Annotated in this window: 18 protein-coding genes and 4 pseudogenes; 1 reads left to right on the top strand and 21 read right to left on the bottom strand. The window is 47.5% G+C overall.

The window, feature by feature from the left end; translation table 11 throughout:
* Nucleotides 1–43: 43 nt before the first annotated feature.
* The 6 genes and pseudogenes from SPTER_RS24310 to SPTER_RS24285 all read right to left on the bottom strand — a co-directional run.
* Complete coding sequence (locus SPTER_RS24310; protein ID WP_144353145.1) at nucleotides 44–898, bottom strand: 3-hydroxybutyryl-CoA dehydrogenase; 855 nt, start codon at nucleotides 896–898, stop codon at nucleotides 44–46.
* Nucleotides 899–921: 23 nt separating this feature from the next.
* The gene (locus tag SPTER_RS24305; protein ID WP_144353144.1) at nucleotides 922–2103 is read right to left on the bottom strand and encodes an acetyl-CoA C-acetyltransferase; all 1182 of its coding nucleotides are present in this window, start codon (nucleotides 2101–2103) and stop codon (nucleotides 922–924) included.
* Nucleotides 2104–2423: 320 nt separating this feature from the next.
* Entirely contained in the window at nucleotides 2424–4208 is a 1785-nt protein-coding gene (locus SPTER_RS24300) for a sigma-54 interaction domain-containing protein (RefSeq protein WP_170233425.1), read from the bottom strand.
* Nucleotides 4209–4516: 308 nt separating this feature from the next.
* A pseudogene (locus SPTER_RS24295) lies at nucleotides 4517–5195 on the bottom strand (MFS transporter); the annotation flags it as partial.
* A 264-nt stretch (nucleotides 5196–5459) separates the two neighbouring features.
* Nucleotides 5460–6011 carry a CBO0543 family protein gene (locus SPTER_RS24290; RefSeq protein ID WP_144353142.1) on the bottom strand — a complete coding sequence of 184 codons (552 nt, stop codon included), beginning with the start codon at nucleotides 6009–6011 and terminating at the stop codon, nucleotides 5460–5462.
* A gap of 341 nt (nucleotides 6012–6352) precedes the next feature.
* Nucleotides 6353–6514, bottom strand: a pseudogene (locus SPTER_RS24285) (IS110 family transposase); the annotation flags it as partial.
* Nucleotides 6515–6871: 357 nt separating this feature from the next.
* Between SPTER_RS24285 and SPTER_RS24280 the strand changes: the two are divergent.
* Nucleotides 6872–7762 (top strand): annotated as a pseudogene (locus tag SPTER_RS24280) (GNAT family N-acetyltransferase); the annotation flags it as partial.
* A gap of 48 nt (nucleotides 7763–7810) precedes the next feature.
* Here SPTER_RS24280 and SPTER_RS24275 read toward each other — a convergent pair.
* The 15 genes and pseudogenes from SPTER_RS24275 to SPTER_RS24215 form a co-directional block, all read right to left on the bottom strand.
* Nucleotides 7811–8713, bottom strand: coding sequence for a macrolide 2'-phosphotransferase (locus SPTER_RS24275; RefSeq protein WP_144353141.1), 903 nt, complete (start codon nucleotides 8711–8713; stop codon nucleotides 7811–7813).
* 81 nt (nucleotides 8714–8794) lie between these two features.
* Complete coding sequence (locus SPTER_RS24270) at nucleotides 8795–9229, bottom strand: VOC family protein (protein WP_144353140.1); 435 nt, start codon at nucleotides 9227–9229, stop codon at nucleotides 8795–8797.
* A 174-nt stretch (nucleotides 9230–9403) separates the two neighbouring features.
* Complete coding sequence (locus SPTER_RS24265; protein ID WP_170233424.1) at nucleotides 9404–10138, bottom strand: MFS transporter; 735 nt, start codon at nucleotides 10136–10138, stop codon at nucleotides 9404–9406.
* A gap of 311 nt (nucleotides 10139–10449) precedes the next feature.
* Nucleotides 10450–10611: a VOC family protein gene (locus SPTER_RS24975; protein WP_170233423.1), complete on the bottom strand. Its 162-nt coding sequence runs from the start codon at nucleotides 10609–10611 to the stop codon at nucleotides 10450–10452.
* Nucleotides 10587–10862: a hypothetical protein gene (locus SPTER_RS24260; RefSeq protein WP_144353138.1), complete on the bottom strand. Its 276-nt coding sequence runs from the start codon at nucleotides 10860–10862 to the stop codon at nucleotides 10587–10589. The genes SPTER_RS24975 and SPTER_RS24260 overlap by 25 nt, the downstream gene beginning before the upstream one ends.
* A gap of 142 nt (nucleotides 10863–11004) precedes the next feature.
* Entirely contained in the window at nucleotides 11005–14559 is a 3555-nt protein-coding gene (nifJ, locus tag SPTER_RS24255; protein ID WP_144353137.1) for a pyruvate:ferredoxin (flavodoxin) oxidoreductase, read from the bottom strand.
* A gap of 44 nt (nucleotides 14560–14603) precedes the next feature.
* Nucleotides 14604–14834 (bottom strand): hypothetical protein, encoded by a 231-nt coding sequence (locus SPTER_RS26035; protein WP_425474378.1) that lies wholly within the window; start codon nucleotides 14832–14834, stop codon nucleotides 14604–14606.
* A gap of 16 nt (nucleotides 14835–14850) precedes the next feature.
* Nucleotides 14851–15471: pseudogene (locus SPTER_RS24250) on the bottom strand (amino acid permease); the annotation flags it as partial.
* 18 nt (nucleotides 15472–15489) lie between these two features.
* Nucleotides 15490–16698, bottom strand: coding sequence for a threonine ammonia-lyase (gene ilvA / locus SPTER_RS24245; RefSeq protein WP_144353136.1), 1209 nt, complete (start codon nucleotides 16696–16698; stop codon nucleotides 15490–15492).
* 12 nt (nucleotides 16699–16710) lie between these two features.
* On the bottom strand, nucleotides 16711–17097 hold the full coding sequence (locus tag SPTER_RS24240; protein ID WP_144353135.1) for a RidA family protein: 387 nt from the start codon (nucleotides 17095–17097) through the stop codon (nucleotides 16711–16713).
* 315 nt (nucleotides 17098–17412) lie between these two features.
* Nucleotides 17413–18081, bottom strand: coding sequence for a helix-turn-helix transcriptional regulator (locus tag SPTER_RS24235; protein WP_144353134.1), 669 nt, complete (start codon nucleotides 18079–18081; stop codon nucleotides 17413–17415).
* Between the two features lie 440 nt (nucleotides 18082–18521).
* Nucleotides 18522–19739 (bottom strand): CaiB/BaiF CoA transferase family protein, encoded by a 1218-nt coding sequence (locus SPTER_RS24230; protein WP_144353133.1) that lies wholly within the window; start codon nucleotides 19737–19739, stop codon nucleotides 18522–18524.
* A gap of 36 nt (nucleotides 19740–19775) precedes the next feature.
* Entirely contained in the window at nucleotides 19776–21416 is a 1641-nt protein-coding gene (fadK, locus tag SPTER_RS24225) for a medium-chain fatty-acid--CoA ligase (RefSeq protein ID WP_144353132.1), read from the bottom strand.
* A 53-nt stretch (nucleotides 21417–21469) separates the two neighbouring features.
* Nucleotides 21470–22480, bottom strand: coding sequence for an electron transfer flavoprotein subunit alpha/FixB family protein (locus tag SPTER_RS24220; RefSeq protein WP_144353131.1), 1011 nt, complete (start codon nucleotides 22478–22480; stop codon nucleotides 21470–21472).
* A gap of 13 nt (nucleotides 22481–22493) precedes the next feature.
* Nucleotides 22494–23282 (bottom strand): electron transfer flavoprotein subunit beta/FixA family protein, encoded by a 789-nt coding sequence (locus tag SPTER_RS24215; protein WP_144353130.1) that lies wholly within the window; start codon nucleotides 23280–23282, stop codon nucleotides 22494–22496.
* Nucleotides 23283–23315 lie beyond the last annotated feature (33 nt).

The following is a 23315-nucleotide window of genomic DNA, read 5'->3' as shown; positions in this document are numbered from 1 at the left end:
AATCTCATTTGCGGGTCTCTAAGAAGTAAATTGAATTACTATACTATTTATTATAGGTATAAAATCCCCGGCCTGATTTCGCACCTAATCTGCCAGCTTTCACATACTGGCGTAATAATGGGCATGGTCTGTATTTGCTATCCTTAAAGCCTTCATAAAGAACTTCCATAATATAAAGGCAAGTGTCAAGTCCGATCAGGTCAGCCAATGCTAACGGCCCCATGGGATGATTCATTCCCAGTTTCATTACTTTATCGATGGCTTCTGGTTTGCCAACACCTTCGTATAAACAGAAGACCGCTTCATTAATCATCGGCATCAGTACCCGGTTGGAAACAAAACCCGGTGCATCGTTCACTTCTACCGGCTCTTTACCGAACTTAATGCTCATCTCTTCTATGCGCTTATAAACCTCGTCAGTTGTTTCAAGTCCGCGGATAATTTCCACCAATTTCATTACCGGTACCGGATTCATAAAATGCATGCCTATGACTTTGTCAGGTCGCTTTGTTACACTAGCAAGCTCGGTAATCGGCAGTGACGAAGTATTGGTGGCAAGAATTGTATGCGCGGGACAAATCTTGTCCAGTTTTTGAAAGATCTCCCGTTTTATCTCAAGGTTTTCCATTGCTGCCTCAATAACGACATCACAGCCAGCTGCATCGTCGAGTGAAAGGCTTGCGCTGATATTAGCCAGAATCGCATCTTTTTCCTGACTGGATTTTCTGCCTTTCGCAACATCCTTTGCCAAGTTAGTTTCTATCCGGTTGAGGCCACGGGCTACAAATTCCTGCTTAATGTCGTTAAGCAAAACTTTAACGCCTGCCTGTGCTGCGACCTGAGCAATCCCGGACCCCATCTGCCCGGCGCCAACTACCATAATCCTGTTAATTTTCATAGTAAAGAACCCCTCTCAGATAATTAATAATCGCATCTTACTAAAATAGCATCACCTTGTGCGGCGCCACTGCAGATGGCTGCTATGCCGTACTTAAGACCGCGTCGGCGCATTTCATAAACAAGCGTCATGATGACGCGAGCCCCGGATGCTCCAATCGGATGTCCGTAAGCTATAGCACCGCCATTTACATTGACTTTTTTCGGATCCCAGCCAACAATTTTACCACTGACTAAAGCCACAGCTGCAAAAGCTTCATTGACTTCTATCAAATCTATATCAGCGATGGACATTTTTATTTTTTTCAATAATTTATTGATGGCATTCCCGGGCGCACTGGCAATATGGGCGGCCTCTTCTGCCACCATGGCGTGGCCGACGATAGTGGCAAGCGGTTTGACATTCATAGCTTCAGCCCGCGCCTTAGACATCAGCATCATGGCTGAACCTGCATCATTTGTGCCAGGAGCATTACCGGCGGTAACTGTGTTGTCTTTGGTAAAAAGTGCAGGTAAATTGGCCAGCGTCTCTATTGTAGTATCCGGTCTTGGAGATTCATCTTTATCAAAGATACTTTCACCTTTTTTGTTACGAATCACTACCGGGACAATTTCGTCCTTTAATACCCCGCTGGCCATAGCCTTACTTGCCAGTTGCTGGCTTCTCAGTGCCCACTCGTCCTGCTCCTCGCGTGAAATACCGTACTCTCCGGCAACTACGCCGCCATGAACTGCCATGTGCCGGTCATAAACAGCGCACCACAGTCCGTCGTGAACCATAAGATCAATCATATTGGAGTTAAACATACGTTGTCCCCACCGCTGACTGCGACTAGCATATGGCGCATTACTCATGCTCTCCATGCCACCGGCAATAACAATCTCAGCATCACCGGCACGTATTATCTGGTCAGCCAGCGTGACCGCCCGAAAACTGGAAGCGCAAACTTTATTTAAGGTTTCCGAAGGTACCGCTAGCGGCAATCCAGCCTTGATGGTTGCCTGCCTGGACGGGATTTGCCCGCATCCGGCCTGCAGAACCTGTCCCATAATAACTAAGTCTATCTCTTCGCCGCGAACACCGGCCCGGCTCACTGTCTCCTTAATCGCAATACTGCCAAGGTCGACAGCAGAAAAATCTTTTAACGCACCCCCAAACTTACCGATAGGTGTACGTGCTGCACTTACTATAACTGTTTCTGTCATTGTTTACCCCCTGATTGATAATTTGATGTATTGAACTGTGAGTAATGACTGATCATTTCTGAGGCCTCCTTCAGGAAATGACCATATTCTCTTCGACCTTATATAAAGCAAGAAAGATGCCAGCTAGCATCTTTCTTGCTAAATTTACGGTTAGTAAATTGCTTAAGCCCTCGTACTTTCAGAAAAATCAACTATTGGAAGGCACAAAAATAATTTAAAGATTTTTGAACCGTTGCAAATTACGCTCTCTTCAGTCAGAAGCAAAAAGAAACCGGCATGCAAAAATGCCGGTTTCTTTCATGCAACTTTGCATGTCGCCCTTATTTTTGCATGTCAGCATTGTTCCTGGCAATGGCTAATGAATTATTACGCCTACTGCGCTTCCTGGTAATGGTTGATTCGTCGACACCTAAGCTCTTGGCCGCCTCTTTAACTGAACCATAAAATGATATCGCTTCTTCGATAATTCGACCTTCCAGATTAGTGATTACGCCTTTAAGGGAGTCCCCGGGGCTCCATAGAGTTACAGCTTCCTGTCGGCCTTGCCCTGCATCGTTAATTATCTCGCCAGCCGACGATACCAGTGGTTTGCGATCTTCCCTTAATTGCGGTGGCAGGTGCCGGGGCTCAATGATGTCTTCCTGAGTTAAAACCACAAGCCGTTCGACTACATTCATAAGTTCGCGGATGTTTCCCGGCCACTCATAATTTAATAGGATTTCTAGAGTTTCCGGTACAAAGACCTTAGTCCGTTTATGCATTTGATTGCTTTGTTCTAAAAAGTGAGCCAGTAACGGAGTGATATCCTCTTTTCTCTCACGCAAAGCAGGAATAGTGATTGGAATTACATTCAGCCGAAAATAAAGATCAGGCCTGAATTTCCCTTCTGCGATTAACTGCTCAAGATTTTGGTTGGTGGCTGACAGAACGCGGACATCGGCCTCAATCATTTTAGTTCCGCCAACACGGTAAAACTTCTTCTCCTGTAAGACGTTAAGAAGCTTTGCCTGCAGTGGAAAAGACATGTCACCGATCTCGTCAAGCAGGATTGTACCTTTTTTAGCGATCTCAAACAGGCCAACCTTTGCTTTCTTGGCGCCAGTAAAAGCACCAGTCTCATATCCGAATAATTCCGATTCAAGCAAGGCTTCCGGGATAGCGCTGCAATTGATATGAACAAAACTACCCGTGTTATTCCTCTCGCTTAAAGAATGGATATACTTTGCCAGAGCGGTCTTGCCGACCCCGGACTCGCCCATCATAAGTAAAGGCAGATCGGTATCAGCCACTTTTTTTACCAGTTCATATACGTCATCCATTATCCGGCTTCGATGTAATTCCAAATTCAGACTGCTCTCAGAAGTAATCTTAGCATTAAATTCACGCTGATAATGTTTCGCAATAGCCTCTGCGGACCTAAGCTTTTCATATAAATCCTTAATTTCCGTGATATCACGCACATTTGACAGTACACGAATAATATTTCCCTGTTTATCAAAAAGGGGTTTGCTTGAGACAACTGTTTCCTTACCATGCGAAAATTTTACTACCGAACTCTCAACTCGCTTGCGTTCAATAGCATACATCATAGAACACTCCGGCAGAAGTCCTTGTTTACTCAATTCGTAGACAGACTTTCTGAGAACATCATTTTCCTGTAGGCCGGAGACCAGAGAAAACGCATGATTGATTGCCCGCACAATCCCATCACCGTTGGTAATGATAATTCCGTCATTTGAGTTATCAATAAATGGCTGGAGCCGTATAAGCGAATCTTCAACCTCACACCAAAGATGCGTAATGTTACGATATTCCTCCACATTTTTAAATAACAGATACGTATAGCCAGCTTGTTGCTTATCCGGAATAATCTCCATTAGTACTTTGTCATATTGTGATGTCTTCACAACTCTGGACTTTACAGCTCCGTGAAGCCATTCCTCCCGAAACCAGGAAAATGCCTTATGAATTTCCTGCCCGACTATTGGCTCTGTAAAATAATATTTGGCCTTTTCATTAATGGCCTGAATGCAACCGTAGCTATCCGTATACACCACTGCCCAGGATTCAAAACTAAACGAACCGTCCAAACAGGTTGTTGTCATTTCGTTCCCCCCAGAGAAATATATATTACTCAACGAAATACCCGCTTCTACTAAATAATATGCAATATTTACGCCAACATATTTAGTTGAAAGTGCAAACCTACAATTTTCTTCAATTTATTATACCGTCTTATAACATCACCCTGCAACAACGTCATTTCTAATTAGTGTCGGTACAGTCAGCATTTCCTGCCGAAACTGACAACCACTGCAGCCGCACATTCATGTCCCCGTCAGCCAGCGATCTCCAGATGGCAACGCGGTTATTGAAGTACTCCGCCAACGCGATTTATCGCTACGTTAAAGCCGACCCCCAAGGCCAAAGTACAGATGCCAATAATAAGGCTTGACAGTGTCATCGTATGAATCCTGTTTTTAAAACCGCCCCAGGAAGCCATAATAACACCACCCAGCATCATGCTTAGCGAAAAAGTCGATTGCCGTCAGGCGCCAAACATCATTGCCAAAGCTCCGTGTAACCTGCAGGGGCGTTAAAAATGCAACCGGGGCAGCAAAAAAAAAGGAAGAATGCACAAAATAAAAAGAAGGTTTTAACATACTCATGCTTGGCAATATAAGTAAAGCCTTCGCGCATATCGCGGAAATAACTCGTAGTCTGCTTTTCCAGGGCTTTTGCATGCAGAGGCACATGCAAAAAATCAAATAATACCAAAACCGCTGTAGTGTTGCTGCCGCAATCATACAATCTGACAGAATAATGAGCGTTTTTCTATTATAGCGGTCAGCCCAAACCCCTGCAAACGGGGAAAGAAAAAAGGTCGGCAAAAAGCTGCAAACTATGGATATGCTCATCATAATCCCCGACTGGGTTTTTAAAGTTATATACCACATAATTGCATACTGAACTAAAGACGACCCAAAGAGCGATATAGTCTGGCTGCCTAAAAAGAGGATAATATTCTTTTTCCAGTTAATTACTCTTACTGCTAAATGCCTGCTCCTCGTATAAATTATTTTAGTGGTCATTGCAAGCCCTGTTTTAAATATAGCTTTTATAGCATACCCACATAAGTAAATCTCTCATTCCGCCTTATCCTAACACACTAAAAGCCTCAATCCCGTTCTGGAAAAATTACGCTCTCCTTCTGTGATTGAGATCACGTTGCACCATTTCGAAACTCAATTTTTAGCAGAAATAACAGATCAAAACAATTGACATGAAACCTATTAGCTAGGCTTTCCCGATAAAAGAACCGCCTTAGTGAACGATAATATCTCATGGCTTGGTGGCTAACTCTTTCGCTCTATGTCAATCAACGTTTTAACTATCCATCTTGACAGCACTCCCATAACGATATAAATAGGGAAAGAATACCAGTACAACCATTTAATAAGGATGTAAAACCCGAAATATACAACAATTGGTTCGGCTACGAATGAAAATACCGTTGATAGGACAACTAACGCCCTCAAAAAACTCTTCCAGGTTGAGAAATATTGGTATACCAGCATAAAGATAATTGGCAGCATCGTATAATCTATCGAAGTGAGCCGGGGAAGTATTGGGATAACTTCTACCGGATAACTCCATAAGGAGAGCACGAAGCCAATTTCGTCCAGCGTAATCGTAAAAATCATGATAATTACCCCGAACAGGGTAACTTCGAGAATCCTCTTTTTATCGACTAATTTATACCAAATAAACCAAGGGACAATCAGTAATATAATAAGAACCCACCATCGCCAGGTACCAATATACTGGCCCAGGAAATTCTCAATTCGAGCTCGGGTTAATTGACGCATCATTTCTGCAATTTGTTCGTTAGACAAATAATTTACCATTCCCAGATTCCTCCCCCTAAAATCTTTTGAAATTATGTCCTGTTAGGTGAATTTTCCCCTTTGCCGAGGTAAATATTTGGACTGGAAATGGTTGCATAAAATTAAATCTATATTTAGGCATTTCACTACATTAATGTTTCAATATATTGCAACTTATATCATTATTATTGAAATATGTATAACTACTGCTCCACTATAACGAAATATGAGATAGGGGAGCTACGTGCCAGATAACTTTACTATGAAAACATCTCCTATGTGCCAGAAAAAAAGGGCACACAAATACAAGCCCTTATAGTCTAGGCCCAAAAATTTATGGTAATGTAGGCAATTAGGCCGTAGCTCTTGCGGTAGCGAGAGATTTCCCGCAGTTCCCGTTGTTCACGGTCTGGAATATAGCTTGCTTTTAGTAATCCATGTCGGAGAAGATCCGCAATCCATTCTGCATCTTTGACGTCGGTCTTACGACCAGGTAAAGATTTCATGTGCGGGGCGTTGACTACCGTTGAAAAGATGGACAGTGTCGAGTATTTGTCTTATCCAATGCAGCTGTACTTAAAATAAACCGGCGATAGGAGCAGGATTAGCCGTTCAAGGGGGCGACAGCTTCCTCCTGCCGAAAAAATTATGTGAATTTATACCTTTTACACTGTTTACCAGCCATATCCACTGAAACATACACCATTTCCCCACAGCCCTTACATCAAGATTCCAGCTGGTCTCAAGGGCTGTGTTTTCTTTGCAGCAGAACTGCACACTAAATTGTATGTACAGACCCTTATGAAAAATATTGACAAAAAAGGAACGTCCTCTATCGTCCTATCGTCGTAAATAAATTCTTTTTGCAAAAGGAGATTTGTATGGGCAGAAGAAGACAATTAAAGATGAAAAAAGTCGAACTGGAGCACCTTGAGCAGTACAATCAACTGCTGCGGTATGTTTTTCAAGTAACTGATGACGCTCTGCGCAAGGTTGGCTGGGAAGAACGGGATATAGTACATGACAAATTACCGTCTTTGGAACAGGCCGATGTTTGGGGCTGGTTTGACGGCGATAAACTAGTGTCTCAGGCGGCGGTTTATCCGTTTCAGGTAAGGATTTTTAATAAAACCTACGCCATGGGCGGCCTTACCGGTGTCGGTACTTTTCCGGAATACTCAAATCAGGGTTTGATGCACAAATTGCTGTATCAGGCCTTGGAAAAGATGAGGGAGAAAAAGCAGTCTATTTCTTACCTGTATCCCTACTCCATTCCCTATTATCGCCGCAAGGGCTGGGAGATCATTTCTGATAAAATATTTTTCGAAGTGAAGGATTATCAACTGCCGAAAAACAAACAGGTTCCCGGCGAAGTCGAGCGGGTAGGCATCAAAAGTAATGATGTAAAACAAGCGTATGCAAGGTTCGCCCTGCAAACCCATGGGGCCATGCTGCGCGGTGATTTGGCCTGGAATGAATACTGGCGGTGGGATCTGGATGACCTGATGGCCGCTGTTTATTACAATGATGACCGGCAGCCGGACGGCTATGTTCTTTACTGGATCGCGGACGAAATTTTCCACATTAAGGATATGATATTTGTAAATGAAGAAGCCCGCAGCGGGCTCTGGAATTTTATCAGCGCCCACTTTTCCATGATTGCCAAGGTCGTAGGCAATATTCATACAGATGAGCCGCTGGCGTTTTTACTGGAAGACGCTGATATCAGGGAATTTATCTCCCCTTACTACATGGCCCGCATCGTGGACTTAATAGTCCGCAATTGCTGCCTGCATTTCGTCTCATCGCCGTCACGCTACTCAGTTTACCTCTAATACTTTTTTTGCCATTTGCTCATATTCATCAAGTCCCGATATTGTGGCAAACTCGGCAATCGCAACTGGGTAAGCAGCGGTTAGCTCAATGATATGTGCTTTCATTTTTGGCCAAAAATATCCGCCTGATTGCTTGTATGCCTCAATCAGCAAATCAAGTCCCGCTTCGCCAAATGTCCTGTAATAAGCAACAAAGTCATTCGACATATCTGTTACTTTTGCTTCAGTCCAATCTATCAAGCCCGTTACCTTTGCATCTTTATCAATCAAAATATGACCGGCATGTACATCGCCATGAATAAAACCCGTTTCTTTAGGCCAAATGTCATTATCATTCAGCCAAGTCTGCCATCGACGCCACAAGGCTTCACCCACTCCATACTTTTCTTTCACGGTATCCATACGCCTTTTCATCGATTGACGTGCTTCTGCCGGCGTATGGACAAGCATTCCCGCTTCAATGGCTCTTTCCTTGGGAATACGGTGTAAAGCTGCCAGTGCTTTTCCAAGGGTCTGATGAAAAATCGCAGGCACATTATTTATATCAATTTCCCATACATATGCCTGTTTTTCAGGATCTATCGTGCCTGCGGGAACACCATTTAACTTCTTGTAGGCAATTAGTTCCTCCGTATAAATCGACCAGTTTGGAGACTGAAAAATGCTGATACCTTGGTTTACAATGTCTAATATATTCTTCTCTATCTTTGTTCGAGGAATGACATCCTGTCGCCGGGGAAATCGTAATACCCACTCATTGCCGCAATGGTCAGTGGCAAACACAACCTGGAAATCGAGACCCGATTCGTTAAATACCAACGTATCATCTTTTAATTTTATATTATATTTCTCCACAGTATCTATTACTTGCTCTTTGGTTTTTCCCATCCATGCCCACATCCTCATTATCCGAAATAGCTGCGCAGATAATCTGCTCGGCAGCGGTCTGCATCCATAATACAGCAATTGTTATTTATCCCTTTTTTCCTCCCAAAGTCGTGTGCGTTCCTCAACACTCACTTCTTTATGCACTTGATGCAGCATCCATTGATAGCCGAAAGCATCTATAAACATAGCATTTGACACTCCGTAATCAGGCAATTCAGTCAGTGGCTGCAGCTCTGTACAGCCCGCGCTGACAGCCTTTGAAAATGTTTCCTTGATGTCAGGGACGATGATGTTAAACCAAATTGATTTGGGTTCCTCCAGGTTTGGCGCTTTTAAGCCGAAGTTGGGATTTTCATCCAACATATGAAAGCGTACTCCATATAGGGTAAAAATGACTTCATTTTCACCTTGCGGAAAATTTGTAACCTCAACACGCTGGAGATCAAAGATTTTTTCGTATAATTTTAATGCTTGCAAGCTGTCTGTAATAACCATATCAATTTCTACGCCAACCATTTTGAACACTCCGCCTTTTATAGATTAACAATGTTGAGCTTTCCCCGCCGCCCTGAGCTGTCAATGAGTACCTGGTCAGGACTGTTAGGCTACTCTTACTGAACTTGACAGTGAAGCGTGGCTTTGTAGTAATATTATGCATCTATATAGAAATCTGAATCCTATTTCTTCATTCTATTGGCTATCAACCCGCACGCCGCTTTCATCAGAGCCTGCGGTGTGGTATTCATACCAAATATACAGGATCAGGGCTATTATTCCCCCTGCCGTGGAATAAAGGTACATGGTCGCATAACCTACAGTCTGGGCAATTAACCCCAGGAGCATCGCCCCGGTACCGATGCCGAAATCAGCCCCTAGCGTCAGTGTCGCGGTAGCCGTTCCCCGGCGCTGAGGATCAACAACAGTAATGGCCATCGCCTGCAGTGTCGGTTGTGTGGCCCCGAAACCCAAGCCCATAAATATCCCGCTGACCAAAAAAAGAGCAGGATGATGGGACAAGCCAAGGATTAGCATAGATAGGGTAACAAGCAGAAGCCCCGGCACCATTACTACCCGCAAACCCAATCGATCATAAAGCATACCGGCAATCGGGCGTACCACTATTACCGCAACAGCAAATACACTAAAATACACCCCTGGATTGCTTATTCCTCGCTCCAGCGCATAAAGGGTCATAAAGGCCACAATTCCCCCATAAATAGTAGTGCAGCAAAAGCTAATTGCCGCAAAGGGTAAAGCAGCCGGTTCAATTAAGCTGCCTCGCGGCCCGGCGGCTTGTACAGGACGATAGCGGATACTGTATGCCAGCACCAGACCAAGCAGCGCCCAAAGCCCGGCTAGATTAAAAAGGATAGGAAACCCCCATTGTACGCCGATAAACACTCCCGCCGCCGGTCCTATCGTCATGCCAGGGTGTTCGACAGGCCAAAGAAACCCATACCCTCTCCCCGGCGCGAGGCCGGAATAATGTCTGCGGCTACATTTAGACCTTTTTGGCATTGGTCTCATACTGACTTCTGCTATAAAAAAAACAGAGGCTGTATCCCTTCAGGGATACAGCCTCTAGCAATATTACTAGTCAATTGCACCTAATTTTATTATATATTTGTAGTTTCTGTCAAACCTTATCTTAAAAAATTCTCGCGATGGCCGAAAAAACTGGCAACGCAGAGGGAATCACGCAAACCATCATCCGGATATGAAGGATAGTATCCAACTTATCTTTGCCAATTTTGTATCTCTATAATATTGCCCTCTGGGTCGCATGCATACACTACCGTCAAAGTCCCAAGCTCGCCATAGTCGCGGCTGACTAACTCGCCAAGCTGTTCGCCGCCATGCTCTATAATCCTTTTTAAGGTAATTTCAACAAAATCCACAGAAAAAGCCAAATGACCGCTAACCTGAAATCAACCCTTGCCCAGCTTCGATATTGCTTCATATAATCATCGCCTCTTGCGTAGCAGGTCTTTTGAACATTTTTTCTCTCCTTTACATCTGATTGCTGTTTCTCGGTAAATAATAAAATCAGAAATTGCTTGCCGACCGTCACAAATTCATCAACCTCATCGCCCTCCCTGTGACCTTGTTGCTCGCAGTAACCAAACCGGCCATTTTTATTTAGGGTCATCTTATTTATGTTATTATATATTCTGAAGTTAACTCTAGGTCAAGAGAAAAATAAGTAAAAATGCAAAATTCACGCGCGCCACTGGCTCAAGCCGGTAATAAAAAGGCTACCGCCGCTGGTGGCGGCAGTAGCCTTTTTTTCCTTATTCTCTTGTCGCCGCAACCTGGGTTACCGCTTTGTCCTCCCTGTGAGCCAACCATTTATATGACTCTAATCTTGCCTTCGCATCCTGCTCCGTCTTGGCAAATAACGCTTCAGCCAGGTCAGGGAATTGCTTTTTCAAGGACGAGTAACGTACTTCCCCCAGCAGGAACTCCCTAAAGTTCATTGTTGGCTCTTTTGAATCCAGCATAAATGGATTTTTACCGGCTGCCTGCAGTTGCGGGTTATATCTGTATAATGCCCAGTAGCCGCTGTCAACAGCCCGTTTTGCTTCTAATTGACTGCAACCCATCCCCACTTTCAGGCCATGATTGATGCAGGGAGCATAGGCGATTATCAAGGACGGTCCCGGGTAAGCTTCCGCTTCGGCAATGGCTTTAAGGGTTTGATTTTTATCGGCCCCCATGGCGATTTGGGCAACATAAACATAACCGTAGCTCATGGCAATCAGGCCCAAATCTTTTTTCTTGGTTTGCTTGCCACTGGCAGCGAATTTAGCAATCGCGGCGGCCGGCGTGGCTTTGGAGGACTGTCCGCCGGTATTGGAGTAAACCTCTGTATCCAATACCAGCACATTAACGTTCTCACCCGACGCTAACACATGATCCAAGCCGCCAAAGCCAATATCATAAGCCCAGCCGTCACCCCCGAAAATCCATTGGGACCGTTTCACTAAAAAGTCTCTGTTTTCATAGATTTCATTGAGTAAAACGTTATCCGCTTTTATTGCTTCGAGACAAACAATTAATTTGTCAGCCCGGCTTCTTGTACCTTCACTTTTGTCTTTGTTCGCCAGCCAGTCTTCACAAGCCGCGTTAAACTTGTCGCCATAATTGAGTTCCAGGGCGGCCTGAACAGCAATAGCCAACTTTGCTCTAATCTGCTGCCCACCGATGAACATCCCCAGACCATATTCGGCGTTATCCTCAAACAGCGAATTCCCCCAGGCCGGACCATGCCCGCGATGGTTTGTGGTATAAGGGACTGACGGCGCACTGCCTGCGTACACAGAGGAACAGCCCGTGGCATTGGCAACCATCATTCTTTCGCCAAATAACTGTGTTACTAATTTTGTGTAGGGAGTTTGGCCACAACCGGCACAGGCACCGGAGAATTCCAGGAGCGGTTGCTCAAATTGGCTGCCTTTTACCGTAGACGGACTCATGGGGTTGGCTTTCGGGGACACTGCCAGGGCATAATTCCATACGCTGTCTTGCGCAAGCTGCGAAGCAAGCGGCTTCATAACTAAAGCCTTTTCCTTGGCCGGACAAACCTGGGCGCAATTGCCGCAGCCTGTGCAGTCGTACGGTGAAACAGCCATGGTGAAATATAAATCTTTCTTGCCTGGATAGTTTTTAGCGGCTAAGCCTGCCGGTGCCTTCTTTACCTCCGCCTCTGTCAGGAGTATCGGTCTGATAGCAGCATGAGGGCAGACATAGGCGCATTGGTTGCACTGAATGCAGTGCTCACTCAGCCAACAGGGAACCGCAATGGCAATGCCGCGTTTTTCAAAAGCCGCTGTCCCTAGCGGGAAGGTCCCGTCTTCCATACCGACAAACGCGCTTACCGGCAGTTGGTCGCCTTCTTGCCGGTTCATAGGCGCCAAAATATTGCCGATAAAGGCCGGCACTTCTTTCTCAGGAGCAGATTCAGGCCTGGCACTGCCCCACGTTGCCGGCACGTTGACCTTCTTAATGCCGGTTATCCCTTGATCAATGGCGGCGTGATTGATAGCAACAACTTTTTCGCCTTTGTTGCCGTAGGATTTCACAACCGCAGCTTTTAGGTAAGCAACGGCTTGATCTACGGGAATAATACCGGTGATCTGAAAAAACGCCGACTGCATAATCATGTTGATTCTGCCGCCAAGGCCTAACGCCTGCGCTATGTCAACGGCATCAATCGTGTAGAAGCTGATATTGTTGGCGAATATATATTGTTTCATATCGGCGGGCAGCTTATCGTCTAACTCCTCCTCGCTCCAGGAGCAATTGAGCAGGAAACTGCCGCCTTGCTTAAGACCTGCAAGTATATTATATTTATCCACATAAGATTGATTATGACAAGCAATAAAGTCAGCATTGTTAATGAGATACGGAGATTTTATCGGCTGTTTGCCGAAGCGCAAATGCGACATGGTAACCCCGCCGGATTTCTTGGAATCGTAGGCAAAATAGGCTTGCGCATACATATCGGTGTGATCGCCAATGATTTTAATCGCACTTTTATTGGCGCCAACAGTGCCATCGGACCCCAGACCCCAGAATTTGCAGGCGGTGGTGCCAGGCAAAGTCGTATCGATATCCATCCCTGCCGGCAAAGACGAATGATTGACGTCGTCCAGGATGCCAACAGTAAAGTTGTCTTTAGGCTGGGACAACCTGAGATTGTCAAATACTCCGAGAATATGGCGCGGGAGTACATCTTTTCCGCCCACGCCGCAGCGGCCGCCGACAATGAGGGGCTGATGCGCCTTGCCGTAAAATGCCGTTTTTACATCCAAATACAATGGTTCCGCTTGCGCCCCCATCTCTTTCGTCCGGTCAAGCACGGCAATTTTCCGTACGGTTGGGGGGATATATTGGAAAAAATGGGCTAACGAGAAGGGACGGTATAGATGGACAGTGAGCAGGCCTACTTTTTCGCCTTGCCCGTTAAGGTAATCCACCGTCTCTTCTATGGTCTGGCACATGGAGCCCATAGCGATAATCATCCGTTCGGCATCAGGAGCGCCATAATAGTTGAAAAGATGATATTCACGGCCTGTGATCTTACTAATTGCCGCCATGTACTCTTCTACGATCCCGGGCAGCTGCTCCCAATAGCGATTGGTCACTTCCCGCTGCTGGAAATGAATATCTGAATTTTGTACTGTTCCCCGCAGAACCGGATGTTCGGGATTCAGTGCTCGTCTGCGGAAATCCTTAACCGCATCTCTGTCCAGTAATTTTGCTAAGGTATCGTACTCGAGCACTTCCACCTTTTGTACCTCATGCGAGGTCCTGAACCCATCAAAAAAGTTAAGAAAAGGAACTCTCCCTTTAATTGCCGACAAATGGGCGACTGCCGCTAACTCCATTACTTCCTGAACACTGCCTTCTGCCAGCAGGGCGAAACCGGTCTGCCTTGTCGCCATAACGTCCGAATGATCGCCGAAAATACTGATGGCATTGGCACCGACAACCCGGGCGCTGACATGAAACACGCCGGGCAGCAGTTCGCCGGCAATCTTATACATATTCGGGAGCATCAGCAAGAGCCCCTGCGAGGCGGTGTAAGTAGTGGTCAGCGCACCGGCCTGCAGGGAACCGTGCACCGCACCGGCGGCCCCGCCTTCCGACTGCATCTCCACCACTTTGACCGTCTGCCCAAAGATATTCTTGCGTCCCTGGGCCGCCCATTCATCCACACTTTCGGCCATATTCGACGACGGCGTAATCGGAAAAATCGCCGCTACGTCCGTAAATGCATACGAAATATGCGCTGCCGCCGTATTGCCATCCATGGTCTTCCTTCTGTTCCTGGTATTGTTCATCGCCATCCGCCCCTGTCTTAGAATTTTGCGTACTATAATTTTTATTATTTCTCAGCTGCATCAATATCTCTTTCACTTTGCTGTGCGGCTTGCCGTTTGCCGATACCCAGGACATGGTAGAATATGGTCACGATAACGCAAAATGCTGCGCCGGCAATCAAACCGCCCCGCGTGTCGCTGTTAAACCACATGCCTACCAGTACCAGGCACAAAAACACAATGGTAAAATAGTTGCTAAGAGGAAACAACGGCGACTTGAAAGGGTGCGCGTCCATTTCCTTACCCCATTGCCACCAGACACAGCGCAAACAAAAAGCCTTCCAGGCCGCCGGCAAAGAAACCGCCGTGGTTGAACAGATTGCCGATCCCGATGGCCTGCCCGGCATTGCCGAGGCCGAAAAAGATCATGCCAAAACCGATTACCAGCATGATGACAATGGTAACGACCTTGATGAGCGCAAACCAGAACTCAAATTCACCATAATATTTAACAGCCGTTAAATTCGCCCCGGCCACGACGGCTACCCCGACTAAAGCAGGTATCCACTGCGGCAGCTCCGGAAACCAATAATTCATGTAGATGCCAAAAACCGTTACCTCCGACATGCCTACCGTCACCCAGAGAAACCAATAACACCAGGCTGTTATATAGCCCGCCCAGGGGCTGATATACTTATGTCCGTAAGTGGCGAAGGAACCGGTTACCGGTTCTAAGTACAGCATTTCACCCATGATCCGCATAACAAAGAACATAACCATGCCGGCCAACGCATACGCCAGCAGTACGGACGGCCCGGCCCACTTGATGGTGCTGGCCGAACCCATAAATAAACCGACACCAATGGTTCCCCCCAAAGCAATCAATTCAATGTGGCGAGCCTTTAAGCCCCGGGTTAACTGTTGCTCTTCCATTGTTTTCCCTCCTACTCATCATATGGTATTTACACAATACTGATGCTGTGCCATCAGCTGTTTGATGGCATCGATCTGCTCCTGATCGGCAGTCTCCAGTTCCAGTTCCACTGTCGCATAGCCTAACGGCAGATTGCGGCTTTCCCGGTGGTGAGCAACATTCAGCACGTTGGCGCCTGTTTCGGCTGTCAGTTGCAGTAACCGCCAGAGCGAGCCGGGCTTATCGGGAATGATAATATTAAAAACGACCTTGCGCCCCGATTTCGCCATCCCCTTATTGATAATGCGGCACATCATGTTGACATCAATATTACCGCCGCTGATGACGGTGGCAATTTTACGGTTTTTGTAGCCCGGCAGCTTGTTTAACACGGCGGCGGCGGCAACAGCGCCCGCACCCTCGGTAATGGTTTTGACCCGCTCTAAGAGGAGCAAAATAGCACTGGCGATTTCTTCCTCATCGACGGTCACAATGTCATCAACATAATGCCGGATAATCGCAAAGGTTAGTTCGCCGGGAGTTTTAACCGCAATGCCGTCGGCAATCGTGGGACTGCCGTTGCAGGTAACAATTTCCTTTTGCGCAATGGACTCGGCCATGGAAGGCATATTTTTGCTCTGGACGCCGATGATTTTTACATCGGGTTTTAGATTTTTAACGGCCAGCGCGATACCGGCAATCAGTCCGCCGCCGCCGATCGGTACGACGACAGCCTCCACGTCAGGCAAATCCGCCAGGATTTCCAGACCAATGGTTCCCTGACCGGCAATGACCAGCGGATCATTAAAGGGATGAATAAACGTCAGCTGCTGTTCGGCCTGAATGCGCCGGGCCTCGGCAAAGGCTTCATCATAAACGGTTCCCTCGAGGACAACCTTGGCGCCATAGCTGCGCGTAGCTTTGACCTTTGATAACGGGGCGTTCTTAGGCATCACGACAGTGGACGGTATGCCAAAAAGGGTGCCCGCCAGAGCTGTTCCCTGGGCGTGATTGCCGGCGGAGGAGGCAATAATGCCGTGCTTTTTTTCGTCTGCACGCAAATTCGCGACTTTATTGTAAGCGCCTCTCAACTTGAAAGAACCGGTACGCTGCTGATTTTCCATCTTTAGATAAACACGGTTGCCTGTTAAATCGCTCAGCGTATTGGTATAGGCCAGCTCGGTCCGCACCGCAATTCCTGCCAGGGTTTCTCTGGCTTTATTGATTTCGGCCAATGAGACATTCATTTTAGCATCTCCTTATTTGCTGTGACTGCCAGCGATAACTTCAATTTCGACTAAAACGCCTTTCGGCAGGTTCGCCACGCCGACACACGACCGTGCCGGCAGCTTGCCGGTAAAATAGCGCCCATAGACTTCATTTACTGCAGCAAAATCATCCATATTGGTAATAAAGACCGTGGTTTTTACAACATCATCAAAACTCATTCCCCCTGCCAGCAGGACCTGCCTAAGGTTTTCCATAACTTGTACGGACTGGGCTTCAATGCCGCCGGCAACGACCTCACCGGTACGGGGATCAATCGCGATTTGACCGGATGTAAACAGGTAGTCGCCAAACATCCTGGCTTGTGAATAGGGGCCGATGGCCTGTGGAGCATTTGGGGTTGCAATTACTTCTTTCATTCTGTTCCTCCTTGGTAATGATGGTTAGTAGTTTGATCGGGATAACTTTCAGTCTGTTTATATTTGAGACATTTATTTGTCTCCCAAATACAGCATAAAGGTAGGTTCCACATACCATGTATACCGTATTAGACTGCCAGGCTGTAAAAATATTAAATTTATAATAAATTATTTTTATGATAATTTTTTTTTATTATAAATACGCAAAAAAAATTAATTCCTTATCATATGAGGCCAAAATTCCAGGCACAAAAGCCGGCAGCGGTGAAGTATTGTTTACTTCACCCGGCCACTTCCGCACTGCCGTCTAGCCGGCTATTTGGAGGAAAGATAGCGGTAGATAGTACTTTCTGAGGTCTGTAATGTGCTAGCCACTTTGGTAATGGCGCCTTTGATCTTGAAGATGCCATTTGCGTTTAATTTCTGTACGATAGCGGTTTTTTCCTCAATCGACATCCGCTCCACCGGGATGTCATAGGTGTCAAGGACTTTACTTATGGCCGATTCCACCACATTTTCAATCGAGGAGTGCAGCGATTCTACGACTTTCTCATTTTCCTGCCCAGGTGTATTGCCGCCCCCGTTATTGGCAAATAAAACATTGACGAGTTTGTCTGTCAGGTCCTTCACCACCTGGTTATCGGGAGAAACGAGAATATTGACGCACAGCATGCCAATTAATTCATCGTTTTCATCTTTAATAAAATAAGTGGATGACCTTAATTTCTCGCCGCTGGCAGTACGGCTTAAATAGTTGACAATGGCGTTATGTTTCAGATAGATTTTGTTCTCCAGCAATTCCAAACCAAAATCAGTCAACGGGCACCCCAGCTGCCGCCCGCTTATATAGCCGTTGCGGACGGCTATTACCGAGTTTTGCACATCAACAACATCATGCAAAAGCACTTCACATTGCGGCCCGATAATATCGGCAATAAAATTCACTAACGGAATATGTGTCTCCAGCTGTTTGTTCGATTTCATAGCATTCTCCCAAATCACATTTTTCAGAATATCTTTTATATTTTACAATATTCTACCATATTAATAAAATTCCTCCTTTTATAATAAAAAATTTTTATCAGCGCTGCCGGCCAAGCCATCCCAGCCTTCATGCCAGGACGATTGCGCTTAGCGTTATTGCCAGCATTCGTCAGGTTCCAGCTATATCGCTTCATGATAAATTTTTTTGATGTTGCCCGTTTTTTAACGGTAAGGAAGCACTCCGAAATCAGCGATTCATTTTAGTGTATAGCGTAAAAGCGAATTTCTGCCAGCCCAATTAGGAGCAGGCCGGTTTGGTAAAAATAAAACCGGCCTGCTCCTTTTATATGCCCGTTTCCCCGCTGGTTTGCAATGGATAAATAGAGGCAATCATCGTGTTAAAAACAATCTTTGCCGCAGCCTCAAGCCGCTCGATACAACTATCCTCGAAAGCATTTAACGGCGCCGGCTGCTTCCAATTTAGCAACATCCTGCTCAGAATAGCCATATTTCAGCAGGTACTCACGAGTGTGGTAGCCGATTGGCTTAGACGTTATAAGCTCGGGGTCGCCGACACTCGCCAGTCTGATTGGACTTGTAGGAATAACCCGCCTGCCAAACTCTTGGTAATATAAAGGTCGCAAAATGTCGTTCGCGTAAGCTTCCTCGTCGGCAAGAACATCATCAATGGTATGGCATTTTTGGTAGGGAATCTCGTGCTTTCTAAAAATAGCTTCCCATTCGGCAAAGGTTTTTTTAGCAAACGCTGCTTCCAGCATGGCAATTACTTCCCCCGTGCGCTTATGCTCGCCTATTACCTCCAGCGTATTATAATCAGTGTTGCCAACAAGATGTTCAAGACCAAATGCAATAAACATTTCGTCAAAATATTTATTGTAGTTGCCGTTGCAGATGAGGAACCAGATATCGTCCCGGGATTTATAGCAATTATTGGTAGGACAGGGAACCTCTTTTCTTGATCTGGGGTACTCGGCACCGGCCTGGCGGGAAACCATAGCAATCTGCATTGCCCAGACGGCCATGTGATAGAGATTGACAACTACCTTGTCACCCCTGCCGGTTCTCTGCTTGTTGACCAGGGCGGCTAAGACGCCGGCGGTTAAAGCAACGGACGCATTGAAGTCGCCAAAGGCCGCCGGCACGTTGACCGGACTCTCGCCCTTCTGCGGAAAGCTGGTAATCAGGCCGCCGCGGGCCGAATAGGCGGTAGCATCAAAGCCCTTGGAATCTTTTTCCGGCCCTCTCTCGCCGTAGCCGCGCATATGCCCGTAAACGATATGGGGAAATCTGGCGCTGAGGGTCTCATAATCCAGGCCCAGTTTTACCAACGCTTTATCCCGGAAGCTGGTGACAACAATATCGGCGCTTTCCACCAGCTTATAGACGAAGGTAAGGCCGGCAGGGTTTTTGAGATTCACACTAAGCCAGTTCTTGTTAAGACTGCTCATATCAAAGGCAGGATCTTCGTTGTCATTCCGTTTCATACCAAAGCCGGGGCCCTGAGTTCGTTGTTCATCGCCGGTAAATGGTTCAATCTTAATGACTTCCGCACCCATTTCGCCAAGAATTCTCGGACAGGCCGGTGCCGCCACATAGGAGGTCAGCTCAACTACCCGTATTCCCTCTAAACCGTTCATATGTGTAAACTCGCTCCTTTATCAGCTAGGCCAATGTCAGTCGGCCAACATTTGCCGGTTTAGCTTATTTTCAATCTCCTGACGCAATACAAACTTTTGGATCTTGCCTGATGCCGTCCTGGGAAGGTTGTCTACTAGCTCCAGACGCTCAGGGTATTTGCACTTGGCCACTTTTTTTTCCGCAAAAAAAGACTGGATGTCGGCCAGGGAAAGTCCCTCTTCCCCCGCTTCTAAAACCACATAGGCGCAAATTCTTTCCCCCAGTCTGGGATCCGGCATAGCCACGACCCCAGCGGCCCGGATCGCCGGCATTTGGAGTAAAATATTTTCAACTTCAACACTGCTGATATTTTCCCCGCCGCGAATGATTACGTCCTTCTTCCTGCCGGTAATCCTGATATAGCCGTCCTCATCCATGCAGCAGAGGTCGCCGCTGTAGTACCAGCCCTCCTCGTCCAGGACCTGTGCCGTTAGCTCGGGCTCCTTCATATAGCCCACAAAGACATTGGGTCCGCGGGAGGCTTCTTCGCCTTCGCCGCCTGCCGGCACCGGCTGCCGGGCCGCATCCACCACCTTTATCTCCACGCTTGGTACGGCCGCACCATCGGTATTGATCACTTTCTCCGGGGAATCATGGAGCCGTACGGCCGTATGCGGTATACTCTCGGTCGACCCGTAAACCCCCCTGACCTGCAGTCCTGCTTCCCCGGCTTCTTTAACCAGGTGCCGGGGAATGGGAGCGCCGCCGCACAAAAAGAAGCGCAGGGAGGATATATCATAGCTCCCGCTTTTAAGAGAGTGAAGGATATCGTGGACAAAGGGCGTGGCGCCCATGCTGCAGGTGCACTGTTCCCGCGCGATTAAGGCCAGGCTGGCACAGGCGGTAAATATATCCTGAAGCACGCTTTTGGCACCGAACAGAAAAGGGGCTGTCACGCCGTGGTGAAAGCCGGTGGCATGAGCCAGGGGCGCCATCATCAGCATGACGTCAAGATAGTTGAAATTCAAGGCGGCGGCAAAGGCCTTCTCGCTCGCAATAATAGTATTGTGGGTAAACATAACCCCTTTGGGAAAGCCGTCCGTGCCTGAAGTAAACAAAACTGCCGCCAAATCATCCGCCCGGCGTTCGCTATGCACGGCCAGCGGCGGGTAGCTCCGGATGATCCGGCTTAATGTCCAGCCTCCGGACGCCGCCTTTCCTTTTTCCACCGCCACCGCTTCCTTTAAGCTGGGAACCTGGGGAAACAGCAGCCGTACCATGGGCAGATAGTCAAACCGCCGAAACTCAGATGGGAAAAAAAGTATTTTAGTTTCACATTTATTCAGGATATATCGTAGTTCGTCCGCACGGTAACATGGCAGAACGGGATTGACAACCGCTCCCGCTTTCAGACAGGCTATATAGATTACAGTAAATTCAGCCCAGCCGGGCATTTGCAAAGAAACAAAATCGCCTGGCGCCACTCCCGTCGCTTGCAAAAAAGAGGCTACCCTGCCGGCGGCGTCATCAAGTTCAGCATAGGTATAACGCGTTCCCTGGAAGTCAATTACCGCCGTCTTTTCCGGCGAACTCAACACCGACAGGTTCCAGTAATCAATCAGGGTGGCATCGCCCCAGTAGCCTCGCCGACGGTATTCCCGCTTCCGGGATTCGTTAATCCTAAGCCCTGCCGACATTCCGCTCAACTCCCCGCTGCTTTTTTAATTAGGTAAGATCAGAGCAAGGAAATTTAACTTGCTTTAAGTTTCCTGATCTCTTCAATCAATACGGGAAGAACCTCAAATAAATCACCGACAACGCCATAATCGGCAATATCGAAGATGGGAGCGTCCGGGTCCTTATTGATGGCCACAATAATATCGGAGGACGACATTCCGGCCAGATGCTGAATCGCCCCGGAAATGCCGCAGGCAATATATATTCGGGGACCGACCGTCTTTCCCGTCTGGCCTACCTGCTGCAACGGCGGCATCCAGCCGGCGTCCACGGCAGCCCTGGATGCCCCCACGGCGCCGCCCAGGAGCTCGGCCAGTTCTTTCAGCAGGGCAAAATTCTCAGGCTTAGCCATACCTCTGCCGCCGGAAACTATGATCTCGGCCGCCTCCAGATTAACGGCCGCCGCACCCGCGGTTTTGATAAAACCTATAACCTTAGTGCGGATTTCGGCGGCAGGGGTTCTAATCTCTTCCCTGATGACGGGCGCCTTCCGAGCAGGATCAGGGCAGGCTTTTTTAAATACGCCGGGCCTTACCGTGCCGATTTGCGGCCGGGTGCCGGAACACAGGATAGTAGCCATCAGATTGCCGCCAAATGCCGGCCTGGTCCAGGCGACGTCGCCGGTTTCTTCGTTAATCCCCAGGCCGGTGCAGTCGGCTGTCAGGCCGGTAGCCAGCCGGCCGGCTACCCGCGGGCCTAAATCCCTACCATTATTGGAAGCCCCGATTAGCAACACCGAGGGCTTATACTTTTCGATCAGCTTGACCATTACATTGGTGTAGCCATCGGTATTGTAGTCGTTATATTCCTCACCCTCTACCAGAATGACCTCGTCGGCGCCGTAGGCAATAGCTGCCTGGACGGCTGCTGTCGCCTCCTGGCCTATGACTACGCCAATCAGCTTCTCATTATGCGCCCCGGCCAGAATCCTGCCCTGGTTTAAAAGCTCTAAACCCACATTTTTAGCTTCACCGCGGGCCTGCTCAATAAATACCCATACATGTTTATAATCAGCAATATTCATCCTCACCACTCCTTTAAACCAGCTTGGCTTCCGTTAACTTTCCTAGCAGCTTCAACGCGCATTCGCAGCCTGCTTCTCCTTCAATCCTGATGCCGGATTCCTTGCGGGGCGGCGTGAAGGTTTTCTTCACCTTGGTGGGCGAGCCCTTAAGGCCGATGCGCGCCGTGTCGATTTCCGGCAAATCGGCAGCCATTAGCACCTGTATCTCTGCTTTATTGGCCGCCATTTTACTCTTGATCGACGGGTATCTGGGCTTATTAATTGATTTTACCACTGTAACTACTGCCGGCAGTTTGGCTGCCACGATTTCATAGCCTTCGTCATGCTCCCGGTTGACGGTAATACTGCCTGCGTTAACCTCCAGCCTGGCGGCGAAGGTTACTTGCGCGCTGCCTAGATGTTCCGCTATTTCCGGTCCAACCTGGCCGGTATCGCCGTCAATAGCCTGCTTGCCACATAGAATCAAATCGAAATTGCCAAGCTTTTTGATAGCGGTTGCCAGTATGTAGCTTGTTGCCAGGGTATCTGAGCCGCCAAACAGCCGGTCACTGAGCAGCACTGCCTTGTCGGCTCCGAGTGCCAGACATTCCCGCAAGGCATTTTTGGCTTGCTCGGGTCCCATGCTGAGGACGGTGACAGCGCCGCCGTGGGCTTCCTTGAGCTGCACCGCTGCTTCCAGGGCATTGGCGTCAAACGGGTTGACAATGCTTGGCACACCGCTTCGAATCAGGGTGTTTGTCACCGGATCGATCTTTATTTCCGTAGTATCCGGCACTTGCTTGACACAAACTAAAATATTCATTAAGCAGTTCCTCTCCTTACGTCAAATATGTGA

The organism is Sporomusa termitida (genome assembly GCF_007641255.1).
GTDB lineage: Bacteria > Bacillota > Negativicutes > Sporomusales > Sporomusaceae > Sporomusa > Sporomusa termitida.
The sequence above is the reverse complement of the archived record's forward strand: the minus strand, read 5'-3'. Positions and strand labels throughout refer to the sequence as shown.

What these genes read in the sequence shown, in the direction of transcription:
- SPTER_RS24310 (WP_144353145.1), bottom strand. Translation starts at nt 898, where the DNA reads ATGAAAATTAACAGGATTATGGTAGTTGGCGCCGGGCAGATGGGGTCC.
- SPTER_RS24305 (WP_144353144.1), bottom strand. Translation starts at nt 2,103, where the DNA reads ATGACAGAAACAGTTATAGTAAGTGCAGCACGTACACCTATCGGTAAG.
- SPTER_RS24300 (WP_170233425.1), bottom strand. Translation starts at nt 4,208, where the DNA reads ATGACAACAACCTGTTTGGACGGTTCGTTTAGTTTTGAATCCTGGGCA.
- SPTER_RS24290 (WP_144353142.1), bottom strand. Translation starts at nt 6,011, where the DNA reads ATGGTAAATTATTTGTCTAACGAACAAATTGCAGAAATGATGCGTCAA.
- SPTER_RS24275 (WP_144353141.1), bottom strand. Translation starts at nt 8,713, where the DNA reads ATGGGAAAAACCAAAGAGCAAGTAATAGATACTGTGGAGAAATATAAT.
- SPTER_RS24270 (WP_144353140.1), bottom strand. Translation starts at nt 9,229, where the DNA reads ATGGTTGGCGTAGAAATTGATATGGTTATTACAGACAGCTTGCAAGCA.
- SPTER_RS24265 (WP_170233424.1), bottom strand. Translation starts at nt 10,138, where the DNA reads ATGACGATAGGACCGGCGGCGGGAGTGTTTATCGGCGTACAATGGGGG.
- SPTER_RS24260 (WP_144353138.1), bottom strand. Translation starts at nt 10,862, where the DNA reads ATGACCCTAAATAAAAATGGCCGGTTTGGTTACTGCGAGCAACAAGGT.
- nifJ (WP_144353137.1), bottom strand. Translation starts at nt 14,559, where the DNA reads ATGAACAATACCAGGAACAGAAGGAAGACCATGGATGGCAATACGGCG.
- SPTER_RS26035 (WP_425474378.1), bottom strand. Translation starts at nt 14,834, where the DNA reads ATGGACGCGCACCCTTTCAAGTCGCCGTTGTTTCCTCTTAGCAACTAT.
- ilvA (WP_144353136.1), bottom strand. Translation starts at nt 16,698, where the DNA reads ATGAATGTCTCATTGGCCGAAATCAATAAAGCCAGAGAAACCCTGGCA.
- SPTER_RS24240 (WP_144353135.1), bottom strand. Translation starts at nt 17,097, where the DNA reads ATGAAAGAAGTAATTGCAACCCCAAATGCTCCACAGGCCATCGGCCCC.
- SPTER_RS24235 (WP_144353134.1), bottom strand. Translation starts at nt 18,081, where the DNA reads ATGAAATCGAACAAACAGCTGGAGACACATATTCCGTTAGTGAATTTT.
- SPTER_RS24230 (WP_144353133.1), bottom strand. Translation starts at nt 19,739, where the DNA reads ATGAACGGTTTAGAGGGAATACGGGTAGTTGAGCTGACCTCCTATGTG.
- fadK (WP_144353132.1), bottom strand. Translation starts at nt 21,416, where the DNA reads ATGTCGGCAGGGCTTAGGATTAACGAATCCCGGAAGCGGGAATACCGT.
- SPTER_RS24220 (WP_144353131.1), bottom strand. Translation starts at nt 22,480, where the DNA reads ATGAATATTGCTGATTATAAACATGTATGGGTATTTATTGAGCAGGCC.
- SPTER_RS24215 (WP_144353130.1), bottom strand. Translation starts at nt 23,282, where the DNA reads ATGAATATTTTAGTTTGTGTCAAGCAAGTGCCGGATACTACGGAAATA.